We start from the raw sequence: 12,952 nt of genomic DNA, 5'->3' as shown, positions 1-12,952 counted from the left end.
GTCAGCGCCCCAGGTAGACTTCGATGACACGCTCGTTGGCCTGCACGGTGGCGAGGCTGCCTTCGGCCAGCACCGAGCCCTCGTGCAGCACCGTGACCTTGCAGCCGAGCGCCCGCACGAACTCCATGTCGTGCTCGACCACGAGGACGGAGCGGTCGCGGGCGATCTCGCGCAGCAGGTCGGCGGTCTGTTCGGTCTCGGCGTCGGTCATGCCGGCGACCGGCTCGTCGAGCATGAGGAAGCGCGGCTCCTGCGCCAGCAGCATGCCGATTTCCAACCACTGCTTCTGCCCGTGGCTGAGGGCGCCCGCCAGGGCCTGCGCCCGCTCCGTCAGGCGGATGGTCGCGAGCAGGGCGTCGATGCGGTCGCGCTGGGCGCCGGTCAGGCTCGCCAGCAGCACGGCGAAGGTGCGGCGCGGGCCCTTCAGCGCCAGTTCCAGGTTCTCGAACACCGTCAGGTTCTCGAACACCGTCGGCTTCTGGAACTTGCGGCCGATGCCCAGGTTGGCGATGGCGGCCTCGTCCAGCTTCGTCAGGTCCACCGAGCCATCGAACAGCACCGCGCCTTCGTCGGGTCGCGTCTTGCCGGTGATGACGTCCATCATGGTGGTCTTGCCGGCACCGTTGGGGCCGATGATGGTCCGCATCTCGCCGGGTGCGATGACGAGGCTGAGCGTGTTCAGCGCCTTGAAGCCGTCGAAGCTGACCGACACGCCGTCGAGGTAGAGGATGCTGCCGGCGGCCAGCGCGGCCGGGCCGTGGTTGGTGGCGAGCGCGGGTTCAGGCATGGGTCTTCTCTCCGCTCGGCTGGGTGTCGGGAGTGGGCAGCGTCGGGCGGCGCAGGCCCTTCACCGTCGCCGCGAGGCCCAGCAGGCCCTTGGGCAGGAACAGGGTGACGACGACGAACAGGGCGCCCAGGAAGAACAGCCAGATCTCCGGCGCGACGCCGGTGAAGAAGGACTTGGCGCCGTTCACCGTCAGCGCCCCCAGGATGGGGCCGAACAGCGTGCCCCGGCCGCCGACGGCGGTCCAGATCGCCACCTCGATGGAGTTGGCGGGCGAGAACTCCGACGGGTTGATGATGCCCACCTGCGGCACATACAGCGCGCCTGCGATGCCGGCGATCATGGCCGAGACGGTGAAGGCGAACAGCTTGGCCCCCGTCACCGAATGGCCGAGGAATCGCACCCGGCTCTCGGCATCGCGCAGCGCCAGCAGCACACGGCCGAGGCGCGACGTCACGATGAAGCGGCACAGCAGGTAGGAGGCGGCCAGGAACAGCACGGTGGCGACATAAAGCCCGACCTTGGTGGCGTCGGCGGTCATGTCGAAGCCGAGGATTTCCTTGAAGTCGGTCAGGCCGTTGTTGCCGCCGAAGCCCATCTCGTTGCGGAAGAAGGCGAGCATCAGGGCATAGGTCATGGCCTGGGTGATGATCGACAGGTAGACGCCGGTGATGCGCGAGCGGAAGGCCAGCCAGCCGAACACGAAGGCCAGCGCGCCGGGCACCAGCACCACCATGAGGGCGGCGAACCAGAACTGGTCGAAGCCCCACCAGTACCATGGCAGCTCCTTCCAGTTGAGGAACACCATGAAGTCGGGCAGGTCGGCGTTGCCGTAGACGCTGCGGTCGCCGATGCCGCGCATGAGGTACATGCCCATGGCATAGCCGCCGAGCGCGAAGAAGGCGCCGTGGCCGAGGCTCAGCACGCCGGCGAAGCCCCACACCAGATCGAGCGCCAGCGCCAGCAGGGCGTAGCACAGGTACTTGCCCATCAGCTGCACCACCCAGGTCGGCACGTGCAGGGCGCTGTCGGCCGGCGCGAAGGCGTTGAGCAGCGGCACGCCGACGGCGAAGGCGGCGGTGAGGATCAGGAAGACGGTCCAGCCGCGTCCCTTCTCCAGGCTGGCCAGTCGGCGGGTGATCGGTCCCATGGCTGGTTTTCTCCCTTGGCCGCGCGGATCAGTTCTCGAAGGCCCGGCCGCGCAGGGCGAACAGCCCGCGGGGACGCTTCTGGATGAACAGGATGATGAACACCAGCACCAGGATCTTGCCGAGCATGGCGCCCGCCATCGGCTCCAGGAACTTGTTGACGACGCCGAGCGAGAAGGCCCCCGCCAGCGCGCCCCACAGCGAGCCGACGCCGCCGAACACCACCACCATGAAGCTGTCGACGATGTAGCCCTGGCCGAGGTTGGGGCTGACGTTGGCGACCTGACTGATGGCCACGCCCGCCACCCCGGCGATGCCGGAGCCGAGGCCGAAGGTCAGGGCGTCCACCCGGCCGGTCGGGATCCCCATGGCCGAGGCCATGCGGCGGTTCTGGGTGACGGCGCGCATGTTCAGCCCCATGGACGACCAGCGCAGGAACGCGGCCAGCCCGCCGAGCACGGCGAAGGCGAACAGGATGATGACGATGCGGTTGGCGGTCAGCGACAGGCCGAGCAGTTCCAGCGAGCCGGACATCCACTCGGGGTTCGCCACCTCGCGGTTGGTGGCGCCGAACAGGGACCGCACCGCCTGCTGCAGGATCAGGCTGATGCCCCAGGTGGCGAGCAGGGTCTCCAGCGGCCGGCCGTAGAGGAAGCGGATGATGCCGCGCTCCATGGCGACGCCGACCGCGCCGGTCACCACGAAGGCGGCGGGGATGGCGACCACCAGATAGAGCCCGAAGACCGACGGCGGCAGGGTGGCGCGGAACACCTCCTGCACCACGAAGGTCGTGTAGGCGCCGAGCATGAGCATCTCGCCGTGCGCCATGTTGATGACGCCCATGACGCCGAAGGTGATGGCGAGCCCGATGGCCGCCAGCAGCAGGATGGAGCCCGCCGACAGGCCGAAGATCAGGTTCTGGCCGACCTCCAGCACCGCCATGCGGGTGTCGATGGCCTTCACGGCGTCGCCGGCCGCCTCGCGCACGGCCGCGTCGGGGTCGTTGGCGGCGGCGGTCGTCAGCAGGGCCTTGAGCGCCGGGTCGTTGGTGTCCGACAGGGTTTCCACCGCCGCCAGACGCTCGGCCGCCGTGCCGCCGCCGAGCAATTGCACGGCCGCCAGCGCCCGGGTCAGGGCCTCGCGCGCGCCGGCGTCGGTTTCGGCGTCCAGCGCGCGGACCAGCGCCGGAGCGGCCTCGGGCGTCGGGTTGCCGAGCACCTGCCGGGCGGCGGTGATGCGCTCCGCCGGATTTTCACTGAACAGCAGGAAGGCGCCGAGCGCGGCCTCGATCTGCGTGCGGATCTGGTTGTTGGCGACGATCTTCGCCAGCGGGGCGCCGTCGGCCGGGCCGACGGCCTCGCCGGTGGCGGCGTCGGTCAGGGTGCCGCCGGCGGCGATGAGGATGCGCCCCGTCTCCTTGTGGCGCACCAGCTGGCCGGCCGACAGGGCGCGCAGCACCTGCGGCGTGCGGGCATCGCCGAGCGCCGCCAGGGCGTCCACCGCCTTGGCCTTGTCGCCGAAGCTCTTCTGGTCGAGCGCGGTGACGGCCGCCTCGAAGGCAGCGGCATCGGCGGCGCGCGCGGGCGCGGCGGCGGAGACCAGCAACACGGCGCCGATCATCGCGGTGAGCGCCAGTGCGAGCAGCAGCTTGAACGACGGACGTCGGGGCACGGGCGAACCTCCCGGAGCGGCGGAACGAAATCGCAGGGGGATCCGGCGGCGGCCTGGCGAGAGAGAGAGGCAGGCCGCCGCCGGGGGTAGGTCAGGTCAGGTCGGGTGCGACCGGGCGGCGATCACATGCCGGCCTGGGCGTAGGTCGGCTTCTCGCAGTTGCCGCAGACCCACGGGTAGGTCCAGTCGGCGGTCAGCTTGGCCGATTCGGGGATGAAGTCGGACCAGGCGTCGCCCGCCACCAGGCCGTCGGTGCGCCACACGGTGGCGAACTGGCCGTCCGGCTGGATCTCGCCGATGAGCACCGGCTTGGTGATGTGGTGGTTCGGCAGCATTTCCGAGATGCCGCCGGTCAGGTTCGGCACCTTCTGGCCGTACATGGCCTGGCGCACGGCGTCGACGTCGGCGGTGCCGGCCTGCTTCACGGCCTGGACCCACATGTTGAAGCCGATGTAGTGGGCTTCCATGGGGTCGTTGGTGACGCGCTTGTCGTTCTTGATGAAGGCGTGCCACTTCTTGATGAAGGCGTCGTTGACGGCCGCGTCTTCGCTCATGAAGTAGTTCCAGGCGGCCAGGTGGCCGACCAGCGGCTTGGTGTCGATGCCGGCCAGTTCCTCTTCACCCACCGAGAAGGCGACGACGGGGATGTCCTGGGCCTTGATGCCCTGGTTGGCCAGTTCCTTGTAGAACGGCACGTTGGCGTCGCCGTTGATGGTGGAGACGACGGCCGTCTTCTTGCCCGCCGAGCCGAACTTCTTCACGTCGGACACGATGGTCTGCCAGTCGGAATGACCGAACGGCGTGTAGTTGATCATGATGTCGTCGGCGGCGACGCCCTTGTCCTTGAGGTACTGCTCGAGGATCTTGTTGGTCGTGCGCGGATAGACGTAGTCGGTGCCGGCCAGCACGAAGCGCTGCACGCCCAGCTCGTTCATCAGGTAGTCGACGGCCGGGATGGCCTGCTGGTTGGGGGCGGCACCCGTGTAGAAGATGTTGCGCGAGCTTTCCTCGCCTTCGTACTGCACCGGGTAGAACAGCAGGCCGTTCAGCTCTTCCACCACCGGCAGCACGGACTTGCGCGACACCGAGGTCCAGCAGCCGAAGATCGCCGCCACCTTTTCCTTCTCCAGCAGTTCGCGGGTCTTTTCCGCGAACAGCGGCCAGTCGGACGCGGGGTCGACCACCACCGGCTCCACCTTCATGCCGAGCAGGCCGCCCTGGGCGTTCAGGTCGTCGATGAGCATCAGCATGGCGTCTTTCAGGGTCGTCTCGGAAATCGCCATGGTGCCGGAGAGCGAATGCAGGATGCCGACCTTGATGGTCTCGGCCGCCTGCGCCGGGATCGCCAGGCCGGCGACACCCGAGAGACAGAGGGCTCCGGCAATGAGGGAACGGATACGCTTCATCGGTTGCGTCCTCGCCAGGAAGTGGATCACGGGCCCTCTTTGGCAGGTTCCGTGCCAAAGCCCGTAAGGCCTTGATCCCCTTGGCCGGACGTCGCTGCACTGCCGCGAAAGCGGGCGCAATTCATGCTGCATTGCCAAAACAGCGGGCGCCGCTGCGCAAGATTGAGGCAAAATTGCGAAATGCTCACATCAGAAGCACGGCGGAAATACAATATCCGCAGCAGCGATAGCGGCTTTACGAACGTTTCCGGAAAGTGTATGAGCGTGGATCATCCAGAGCATCTCGCCACTTTTTCCTGACCATTCACGGCATCAACAGGATGTTTCCGGATTTTTTCTTGGGTCCGTCTAAGGAGACCACGTCCGACGTGACTTATCCACTCCCCGTTTCGCGATCGTTTCCCGGCGACCACCCCAACAGCGCCGTTGGCGCCCGCCGCGGCGCGTGACACCATGACGACGGCGGAGGCGGAAGGGGCGCGCGAGATGATCGGCAAGAAGCATGTTCTGGTTGTCGAAGACGACGGCGCGGTGCGGGAGATGATTGCCGCATTCCTGAGCAACGCCGGCTACGCCGTCACGACCGTCGCCGACGGCTTCGCCCTGCAGACGGTGCTGGAGCGCGAGCCGGTGGACCTGCTGCTGCTCGACCTCGGCCTGCCCGACTGCGACGGGCTGGAGGTGGCGCGCCAATTGCGCGCCCGCTCCCGCCTCGGCATCATCATGGTGACGGCCCGCGACGAGCCCGAAGACCGCGCCCGCGGCCTGGAGCTCGGCGCCGACGACTACATCACCAAGCCCTTCTTCCCGCGCGAGCTGCTGGCGCGGGTGCGCAACGTGCTCGACCGCTCCGGCGGCAACCTCGACATGGTGGCGCCCGACGTGCTGTCGTTCGGCCGCTGGGTGATGGACCGCGCCAACCGCCGCCTGGTCTCCACCGACGGCCGCGACGCCGCCCTGACGGGAGCCGAGTTCGACCTCCTGTGCGTCCTGCTCGACCACCCCGGCCAGCTGCTCGGCCGCGACGTCCTGGCGGCGGCGGTGGACGACAAGAAGCCCGACGCCGGCGCCCGCTCCGTCGACATCCTGGTCAGCCGCCTGCGCAAGAAGCTCGCCGACGACGGCACCCTGATCGAAACCCTGCGCGGCCACGGCTATAGGTTCGCGGCGCGGGTGGAGCGGGGCCTCCCCTGATCCCGCTGCCCCCACCGACCACTTGACGGCAGGTTCTTTTCCTGAAAATGATATCAACGTCATTTCTAGGAGCCGCCCATGTCCGCCGCCCCACCCCTCGCCCTGCCCGACCCGCCCTCCCCCGACAGCGCCTTTGCCGATGTGCTGGAGCAGGCGGCGGCGGGCGGGCGGAAGGCGGAGCGGACGCGGGCGGCCATTCGTGCCGCCGTGTGCCGGCTGCTCGACGACGGCCCGCCGGAGCACCTGAAGGTCGCCGACATCTGCCGCGCCGCCGGTATCGCGCACGGCACCTTCTACATCTACTTCAAGGACATCCACGCCGTGATCGGCACCGTGCTGGCCGACTTCGTGCCCTTCGTGCAGGCCGTGATGCGCGCCGCCGGGCGCAGCGGCGGCAGCGCCGGGCTCGACCGGGTGCGGCCGGCCACCGCCGCCTATGTGGCGCTGTTCGCTCGCAACGTCGGGCTCATGCGCTGCCTCACCGCCGGGCTCGAAGGCTTTCCCGAGGCGCGCGAGGCCTTCCAGCGCCTGAACCGCGAATGGGCGCAGACGGTGGCCGAGGCGGCCCGGCGAGACGCCGCCGCCGCCGGCCGCGCCCTGCCCGACCGCGACGAGCTGCTGCGCCGCGCCTATGCCCTCGGCGGCATGGTCGACCAGTACCTCGTCGCCCTGCACGTCCACCGCGATCCGACGCTGGCCGCCCTGTCGGGCGACGACGACACGGTGATCAATACCCTCACCCTCATCTGGAAGCGGGGGATGACGCCATGAGCCTGCTGCCCGACGGCCCCTTCGCTGCCCCCGACGTGCTGCACGCCCACCAGCAGGCGCTGTGGCAGGCGCAGCGCCGCCATGTGACGGAGCGCTCCGCCTTCTACCGCGACCTGTGGCTGGGCGCCGCCCCGCCCGAGGATCTGCGCGACCTGCCCGCCCTGCCGCTGTCGGACAAGAGCCAGTTGCGCCTCTCCCAGGCGGCGCAACCGCCCTTCGGGGACTATCTGGCGGCGCCGCGGGCGCAGGCGGTGCGGCTGCATCGCACCTCCGGCACCACGGGGCAGGCCATGAACCTCGCCCTGTCGGCGCGCGACTGTCACATCACCCAGGTGGTCGGCGGACGCTGCCACGGTGCGGCGGGCCTCGGCCCCGGCCACACGGTCGTGCATTGCCTCAATTACCAGATGTGGATGGGCGGCGTGACCGACCACATGACGCTGGAGGCGACCGGCGCCCTGGTGGTGCCCTTCGGCGTCGGCAACACCGACCTGCTCATCCGCACCATCCGCGAGGTCGGCATCGACGCCATCTCCTGCACGCCGTCCTACCCGGCGGTGCTGGAGCGGGTGCTGGCGGAGCGCTTCCCCGGCCTCGCCCCGCGCGACCTCGGCCTGCGGCTCGGGCTGTTCGGCGGTGAGCCTGGGCTCGACGACCCCGCCTTCCGCACCCGCCTGCGCGGTGTGTGGGGCATGGAGCCGCGCAACGCCAACTACGGCGTCTCCGACGTGTTCTCCAACTTTGCCGCCGAATGCCCGCACGACACCCGCCTGCACTTCCTGGCCGCCGACGTGCTGTGGCCGGAGCTGATAGACCCCGACACCGAACAGCCCCTACCGCTGGCCGCCGGCAGCCAGGGCGAGCTGGTGCTCACCCACCTGGTGCGCGACTGCCAGCCGCTGGTGCGCTTCCGCACCGGCGACATCATCGCGGTGGACGAAACCGCCCCCTGCACCTGCGGCCGCACCGGCTTCCGCTTCCGCGTCGTCGGGCGCAGCGACGACATGGTGGTGGTGCGCGGCCTGAACATGTTCCCGACCATGGTGGCGGCGGTGATCGGCCGCTTCGCCGAATTGTCGGGCGACTACCGCATCGTGCTGCCCGGCCCGCCGCCCTACGACGTGCTGCCGGTGCATGCCGAACTGGCCGCCGGCGAAGTTGCCGGCCCCGGCCTCGCCGCCCGCATCGAGGCCGCCGTGAAGACCCAGCTCGGCGCCACCGCCCGCGTCACCCTGCTGCCGCCGGGCAGCCTGCCGCTGACCGAGGGCAAGACCCGCCGCGTGATCCGGAGCGACCGATGACCGAATTCCCCTACGACACCGTCCGCTCCACCCTGGTCGCCGAGGGCGTGCGCCGCATCGCCCTGAACCGGCCGGAACGCCTGAACGCCATGAACCGGGCGCTGATCGACGACGTCGCCCGCGCCTTCGACGACGCCAACGCCGACCCCGCCACCCGCGCCATCGTGTTCACCGGCGAGGGCCGCGCTTTCTGCGCCGGCGACGACCGCCGCGACCACGTCCACCCCGCCGGGCCGGAGGAGGCGCGCGACCTAGTGGACGCCATCCAGCGCGCCACCGTCGCCATGGTGCTCGGCCCTAAGCCGGTGGTCGGCGCCATCCACGGGTGGGCGGTGGGCGGCGGCTTCGAATGGGCCATCAACTGCGACTTCCCGCTGTGGGGCCGCTCCGCCCGCGCCTTCTTCCCGGAGGTATCGCTGAACCTGTTCGTCACCGGCGCCGTCACCGCGCTGCTGCCGGCCCTCGTCGGGCCGGTGAAGGCGCGCGAGATGCTGTACTTCGGCGACCGCTACACCGCACCCGAACTGCTCGCCGCCGGCGTCGCCTGGAAGGTGGTGGACGACGAGCGCCTGCCGCAGGAGGCCCAGGCCGTCGCCGAACGCCTCGCCGCCCTGCCGCCGCTGGCGGTGCGGGCCATGAAGCGGGTGCTGACGCAGACGGCGACCACCGACTTCCATCGCGCCCTGCAACTGGAGACCGACGCCACCGTCGCCGGCTTCCTCGACCCCGAGACGACGCGCCGCCTGCAGGCGTTCTGACGCGCGCGCCGCATCACGCGCCGGTCGTCGCGATCCCCGGCAGGCGCCGGATCTCCTCGACCAGCGTGTCGATGAGCAGCCGGACACGGGCGATCGCGGCGCGTTCCGGCACGATGAGCATGTTGAGCGGCGTGGGCGGAAGGGCGTAGTCCGCCAGCACGGGCTCCAGCGCACCCTCCGCCAGCAGGTCTTCCACGAGCCACCGGTGGGCCGGGCCGATGCCGCGTCCGGCCCGGAACGCCTCGCGCGCCGCCAGACCATGGTCGACCCGCAGATCGCCCGCGACGGGAACGCTGTGCCGTCGCCCCTCCGGCCCCTCCAGGACGAGCGTTTCGCTGCCGGCGACGTTCGACATGCGGATGACGTTGTGCGCGGCGAGGTCCTCCGGCGTCTCGGGGCGCCCGTGCGCCGCGAGGTAACCCGGCGCCGCCACGATCAGCCGGGCGCTGTCGCCGAGGCGATGCAGCTTCATCGAGCTGTCGGTCAGGGGGCCGAGGCGCAACGCGACGTCCACCCCCTCCTTCACGAGGTCGATGCGATCGTCGGTCAGGCTCAGATCGACGCGGATCGCCGGATGGCGCGCCTGGAACGCGAAGACCATCCGGGTGACGTGCAGAACGCCGAGGGTGGCCGTGCAGGACAGGCGCACGGTGCCCGACGGTGCGCCGCGCGTTTCCGCGATTTCCTCGTTCGCCTGCTCGACCAGCCGCAGGATCTGCACGCAGTGCGCATAGTACCGCCGGCCTTCCTCGGTCGGCGTGACGCGGCGGGTGGTGCGGCTGAGCAGGGACACGCCGAGCGCCTCCTCCAGCTCCCGCAGGCGCCGGGTGACGGTCGCCTGGCCGACGCGCAGGTCCCGCGCCACGGCCGACAGGCTGCCCCGCTCGGAGACGCGGACGAAGGTGCGCATGCGGTCGAGGGTGACGTCGGATCTATTCATTTTTCGGCACGATCTTATCCATTGCCCATGAATACCGGATCAGTCGGAGGGGCGCTAGGCTGCCGGCCGGCTCCAACAACAACCGGACGATGGTCATGAACGTGCTTCTCGTCTTCGCCCACCCGGAACCGCGGTCGCTCGCCGCATCCCTGCGCGACGCGGCAATCCAAGATCTGCAGGCCGCAGGGCACGCGGTGCAGGTGTCCGATCTCTACGCCATGGGGTGGAAATCCGCGGTCGACCGCGCCGACTTCCCCTCGCTGCCGCCGGACCAGCGCCTGAAGGTGGCCGCCGCCTCCGGTGCCGCCTTCGCCGCCGACGCGCTCACCGACGACGTGCGGGCCGAGCAGGACAAGCTGGACTGGGCCGACGCGCTCATCCTCCAGTTTCCGCTGTGGTGGTATTCCATGCCGGCGATCCTCAAGGGCTGGGTCGACCGCGTCTATTCCTACGGCTTCGCCTACGGCGTCGGCGAGCACAGCGACCGGCACTGGGGCGACCGCTTCGGCGAGGGCCGCTTCGCCGGCAAGCGGGCCATGCTGATCGTCACCACCGGCGGCTGGGACGAGCACTATTCCGCGCGCGGGATCAACGGCCCCATGGACGACCTGCTGTTCCCGATCAACCACGGCATCCTCTACTACCCCGGCTTCGACGTGCTGCCGCCCTTCGTCGCCTATCGGGTGGACCGGCTCGACGCGGCCGGGTTCGACGCCATGGCCGGCGCCTTGCGCGACAGGATGCGGACCCTTGAGACCACCGCGCCGATCCCCTACCGCCGGCAGAACGGCGGCGACTACCACATCCCCAGCCTGCGGCTGCGCGCCGACCTCGGCGCGCCCGGGGCGGCAGGGTTCCGGCTGCACCTGCGCGACGCCGACGAGCCCGCCGCCGCCGGGACGGCCTGACCCATCCCCACAAAGACGAACGCCCCGGTCCTCGCGGACCGGGGCGTCTGCCTCAGGCGTATGCACGCCGGAGAACCGTGGAGGACGTTAGTCTTCCTTGGTCTCTTCCTGCTTCTGACGCAGGGCGGCGCCGAGGATGTCGCCCAGCGACGCGCCGGAGTCGGTCGAACCGTACTCGGCCATCGCCTGCTTCTCCTCGTCGATCTCGCGGGCCTTGATGGAGACCGAGATCTTGCGGTTCTTGGTGTCCAGCGCGGTCACCTTGGCATCGACCTTCTCGCCGACGGCGAAGCGCTCGGGGCGCTGGTCGTTGCGCTCACGCGACAGGTCGGACTTGCGGATGAAGGCCGTGCCCATGCCGCCGACGTCCACCTCGATGCCGTTGTCCTGCACCGCGGTGATGACGCAGGTGACGATCTGGCCCTTGCGCAGGCCATCGGCAGCGCGCTCGAACGGATCTTCGGCCAGCTGCTTGATGCCGAGCGAGATGCGCTCCTTCTCGGTGTCGACGTCGAGAACCTTCGCCTTCACCACGTCGCCGCGCTTGTAGTCCTTGACCGCTTCGTCGCCGGACATCTTCCAGTCCAGGTCGGAGAGGTGGACCATGCCGTCGATCTCGCCCTCGAGGCCGATGAACAGACCGAATTCGGTGATGTTCTTGATCTCGCCTTCGACGACGGTGCCCGGCGGGAACTTGGCCGAGAAGTCTTCCCAGGGGTTGCCCAGGCACTGCTTGAGGCCGAGCGAGATGCGACGCTTCTCGGGATCGACGTCGAGCACCATGACTTCCACTTCCTGCGAAGTGGAGACGATCTTGCCCGGGTGGATGTTCTTCTTGGTCCACGACATTTCGGAGACGTGCACCAGACCTTCCACGCCCGGCTCCAGCTCCACGAAGGCGCCGTAGTCGGTGATGTTGGTCACGCGGCCCATGAACTTGGTACCGACCGGGTACTTGGCCTGCACGCCTTCCCACGGATCGGCTTCCAGCTGCTTCATGCCGAGGCTGATGCGCTGGGTTTCCGGGTTGAAGCGGATGACCTGCACCTTGACGGTCTGGCCGATGGACAGCGCCTCGGTCGGGTGGTTGACGCGCTTCCACGAGATGTCGGTGACGTGCAGCAGGCCGTCGACGCCGCCCAGGTCCACGAACGCGCCGTAGTCGGTGATGTTCTTCACCACGCCTTCGAGGATCATGCCTTCCTTCAGGCCGGCCATCAGCTTGGCGCGCTCTTCCGCGCGGCTCTCTTCGAGCACGGCGCGGCGGCTGACCACGATGTTGCCGCGGGCGCGGTCCATCTTCAGGATCTGGAAGGTCTGCGGGTTGCCCATCAGCGGCGTGATGTCACGCACCGGGCGGATGTCCACCTGGCTGCCCGGCAGGAAGGCGACGGCGCCCGACAGGTCGACCGTGAAGCCACCCTTGACGCGGCCGAAGATGATGCCGTCGACGCGCTGGTTCTCGTTGAACTTGGTCTCGAGAACGTTCCAGGCCTCTTCGCGGCGCGCCTTGTCGCGCGACAGCACGATGATGCCGTCACGGTCTTCGTAGCGCTCGACGTACACGTCGACCACGTCGCCCGGGCGCAGCGCGGATTCTTCACCGGCGCGCGAGAATTCCTTCAGGTTGATGCGGCCCTCGGACTTGAGGCCCACGTCGACCAGCGCGAAGTCACCGTCCACGGAAACGACGGTGCCACGGATGACGGTGCCCTCGAGGCCCGCCTCACGACCCAGGCTCTCGTCGAGCAGGGAGGCGAAATCTTCCATGCCGAAATCGGCAGCGGCTTCAGCCATGTTCACTTCTTCCTTTCGTGTGTACTGGTCTTTCCGGCCGACCGGTTGTATCCGGCGGTCTTTATGCGGCACCCCGGACCATCCGGAGCCACCGCCCATGTCGTTCCCTCTTTACCTCTGCCGCCGCCCCTGTTCCGACCCTGGCGGGTCGGGGGACAGACGGCACGCTCAGGCGCCGCTAAGGGCTCCCGGCGCTTGCGCGCCGCCGACCCGGTCGGGTCGGTGAAAATCTTTCTGCCGCCGCCCTAGCAAGGCCGGGCGGCAGCGGACTGCC

11 protein-coding genes are annotated in these 12,952 nt (G+C 69.3%); 5 read left to right on the top strand and 6 right to left on the bottom strand.

The genetic code is table 11. The features are described 5' to 3' along the window. Position 1: 1 nt before the first annotated feature. The 4 genes from urtD to urtA all read right to left on the bottom strand — a co-directional run bounded on the left by urtD (position 2) and on the right by urtA (position 5,009). Positions 2-787 (bottom strand): urea ABC transporter ATP-binding protein UrtD, encoded by a 786-nt coding sequence (urtD, locus tag CRP50_RS20985; protein WP_097281156.1) that lies wholly within the window; start codon positions 785-787, stop codon positions 2-4. Next, positions 780-1,934, bottom strand: a complete 1,155-nt coding sequence (urtC, locus tag CRP50_RS20980; protein WP_097281155.1) for an urea ABC transporter permease subunit UrtC — start codon at positions 1,932-1,934, stop codon at positions 780-782. Before urtC ends, urtD begins: the two co-directional genes overlap by 8 nt. A 28-nt stretch (positions 1,935-1,962) precedes the next feature. Then, on the bottom strand, positions 1,963-3,603 hold the full coding sequence (gene urtB / locus CRP50_RS20975; RefSeq protein ID WP_097281154.1) for an urea ABC transporter permease subunit UrtB: 1,641 nt from the start codon (positions 3,601-3,603) through the stop codon (positions 1,963-1,965). Between the two features lie 122 nt (positions 3,604-3,725). Further along, the gene (urtA, locus tag CRP50_RS20970) at positions 3,726-5,009 is read right to left on the bottom strand and encodes an urea ABC transporter substrate-binding protein (RefSeq protein ID WP_097281153.1); all 1,284 of its coding nucleotides are present in this window, start codon (positions 5,007-5,009) and stop codon (positions 3,726-3,728) included. A 453-nt stretch (positions 5,010-5,462) separates the two neighbouring features. On the opposite strand from urtA, the gene CRP50_RS20965 reads away from it, so the two are divergent. The 4 genes from CRP50_RS20965 to CRP50_RS20950 all read left to right on the top strand — a co-directional run bounded on the left by CRP50_RS20965 (position 5,463) and on the right by CRP50_RS20950 (position 9,033). Beyond that, the gene (locus tag CRP50_RS20965) at positions 5,463-6,203 is read left to right on the top strand and encodes a response regulator transcription factor (protein WP_217992097.1); all 741 of its coding nucleotides are present in this window, start codon (positions 5,463-5,465) and stop codon (positions 6,201-6,203) included. Positions 6,204-6,281: 78 nt separating this feature from the next. Then, positions 6,282-6,974: a TetR/AcrR family transcriptional regulator gene (locus CRP50_RS20960; protein ID WP_097281151.1), complete on the top strand. Its 693-nt coding sequence runs from the start codon at positions 6,282-6,284 to the stop codon at positions 6,972-6,974. After that, positions 6,971-8,275 carry a phenylacetate--CoA ligase family protein gene (locus tag CRP50_RS20955; RefSeq protein WP_097281150.1) on the top strand — a complete coding sequence of 435 codons (1,305 nt, stop codon included), beginning with the start codon at positions 6,971-6,973 and terminating at the stop codon, positions 8,273-8,275. Before CRP50_RS20960 ends, CRP50_RS20955 begins: the two co-directional genes overlap by 4 nt. Beyond that, positions 8,272-9,033: an enoyl-CoA hydratase/isomerase family protein gene (locus tag CRP50_RS20950; RefSeq protein ID WP_097281149.1), complete on the top strand. Its 762-nt coding sequence runs from the start codon at positions 8,272-8,274 to the stop codon at positions 9,031-9,033. The genes CRP50_RS20955 and CRP50_RS20950 overlap by 4 nt, the downstream gene beginning before the upstream one ends. 13 nt (positions 9,034-9,046) lie before the next feature. Here the strand turns inward: CRP50_RS20950 and CRP50_RS20945 are convergent, their stop codons facing one another. Further along, the gene (locus CRP50_RS20945) at positions 9,047-9,973 is read right to left on the bottom strand and encodes a LysR family transcriptional regulator (RefSeq protein WP_097281148.1); all 927 of its coding nucleotides are present in this window, start codon (positions 9,971-9,973) and stop codon (positions 9,047-9,049) included. A 95-nt stretch (positions 9,974-10,068) separates the two neighbouring features. On the opposite strand from CRP50_RS20945, the gene CRP50_RS20940 reads away from it, so the two are divergent. Further along, positions 10,069-10,881, top strand: coding sequence for an NAD(P)H-dependent oxidoreductase (locus CRP50_RS20940; protein ID WP_097281147.1), 813 nt, complete (start codon positions 10,069-10,071; stop codon positions 10,879-10,881). 87 nt (positions 10,882-10,968) lie between these two features. Here the strand turns inward: CRP50_RS20940 and rpsA are convergent, their stop codons facing one another. Then, positions 10,969-12,777, bottom strand: a complete 1,809-nt coding sequence (rpsA, locus tag CRP50_RS20935; protein ID WP_281257959.1) for a 30S ribosomal protein S1 — start codon at positions 12,775-12,777, stop codon at positions 10,969-10,971. Positions 12,778-12,952 lie beyond the last annotated feature (175 nt).

Source organism: Caenispirillum bisanense (genome assembly GCF_900230255.1).
GTDB lineage: Bacteria > Pseudomonadota > Alphaproteobacteria > Rhodospirillales > Rhodospirillaceae > Caenispirillum > Caenispirillum bisanense_A.
This window is presented reverse-complemented; position numbering and strand designations above follow the sequence as displayed.

Excerpts from the sequence above, each read along its gene's own strand:
- CRP50_RS20955 (WP_097281150.1), top strand. The coding sequence starts at position 6,971 with ATGAGCCTGCTGCCCGACGGCCCCTTCGCTGCCCCCGACGTGCTGCAC.
- CRP50_RS20960 (WP_097281151.1), top strand. The coding sequence starts at position 6,282 with ATGTCCGCCGCCCCACCCCTCGCCCTGCCCGACCCGCCCTCCCCCGAC.
- urtA (WP_097281153.1), bottom strand. The coding sequence starts at position 5,009 with ATGAAGCGTATCCGTTCCCTCATTGCCGGAGCCCTCTGTCTCTCGGGT.
- rpsA (WP_281257959.1), bottom strand. The coding sequence starts at position 12,777 with ATGGGCGGTGGCTCCGGATGGTCCGGGGTGCCGCATAAAGACCGCCGG.
- urtD (WP_097281156.1), bottom strand. The coding sequence starts at position 787 with ATGCCTGAACCCGCGCTCGCCACCAACCACGGCCCGGCCGCGCTGGCC.
- CRP50_RS20965 (WP_217992097.1), top strand. The coding sequence starts at position 5,463 with ATGACGACGGCGGAGGCGGAAGGGGCGCGCGAGATGATCGGCAAGAAG.
- CRP50_RS20950 (WP_097281149.1), top strand. The coding sequence starts at position 8,272 with ATGACCGAATTCCCCTACGACACCGTCCGCTCCACCCTGGTCGCCGAG.
- CRP50_RS20945 (WP_097281148.1), bottom strand. The coding sequence starts at position 9,973 with ATGAATAGATCCGACGTCACCCTCGACCGCATGCGCACCTTCGTCCGC.
- CRP50_RS20940 (WP_097281147.1), top strand. The coding sequence starts at position 10,069 with ATGAACGTGCTTCTCGTCTTCGCCCACCCGGAACCGCGGTCGCTCGCC.
- urtC (WP_097281155.1), bottom strand. The coding sequence starts at position 1,934 with ATGGGACCGATCACCCGCCGACTGGCCAGCCTGGAGAAGGGACGCGGC.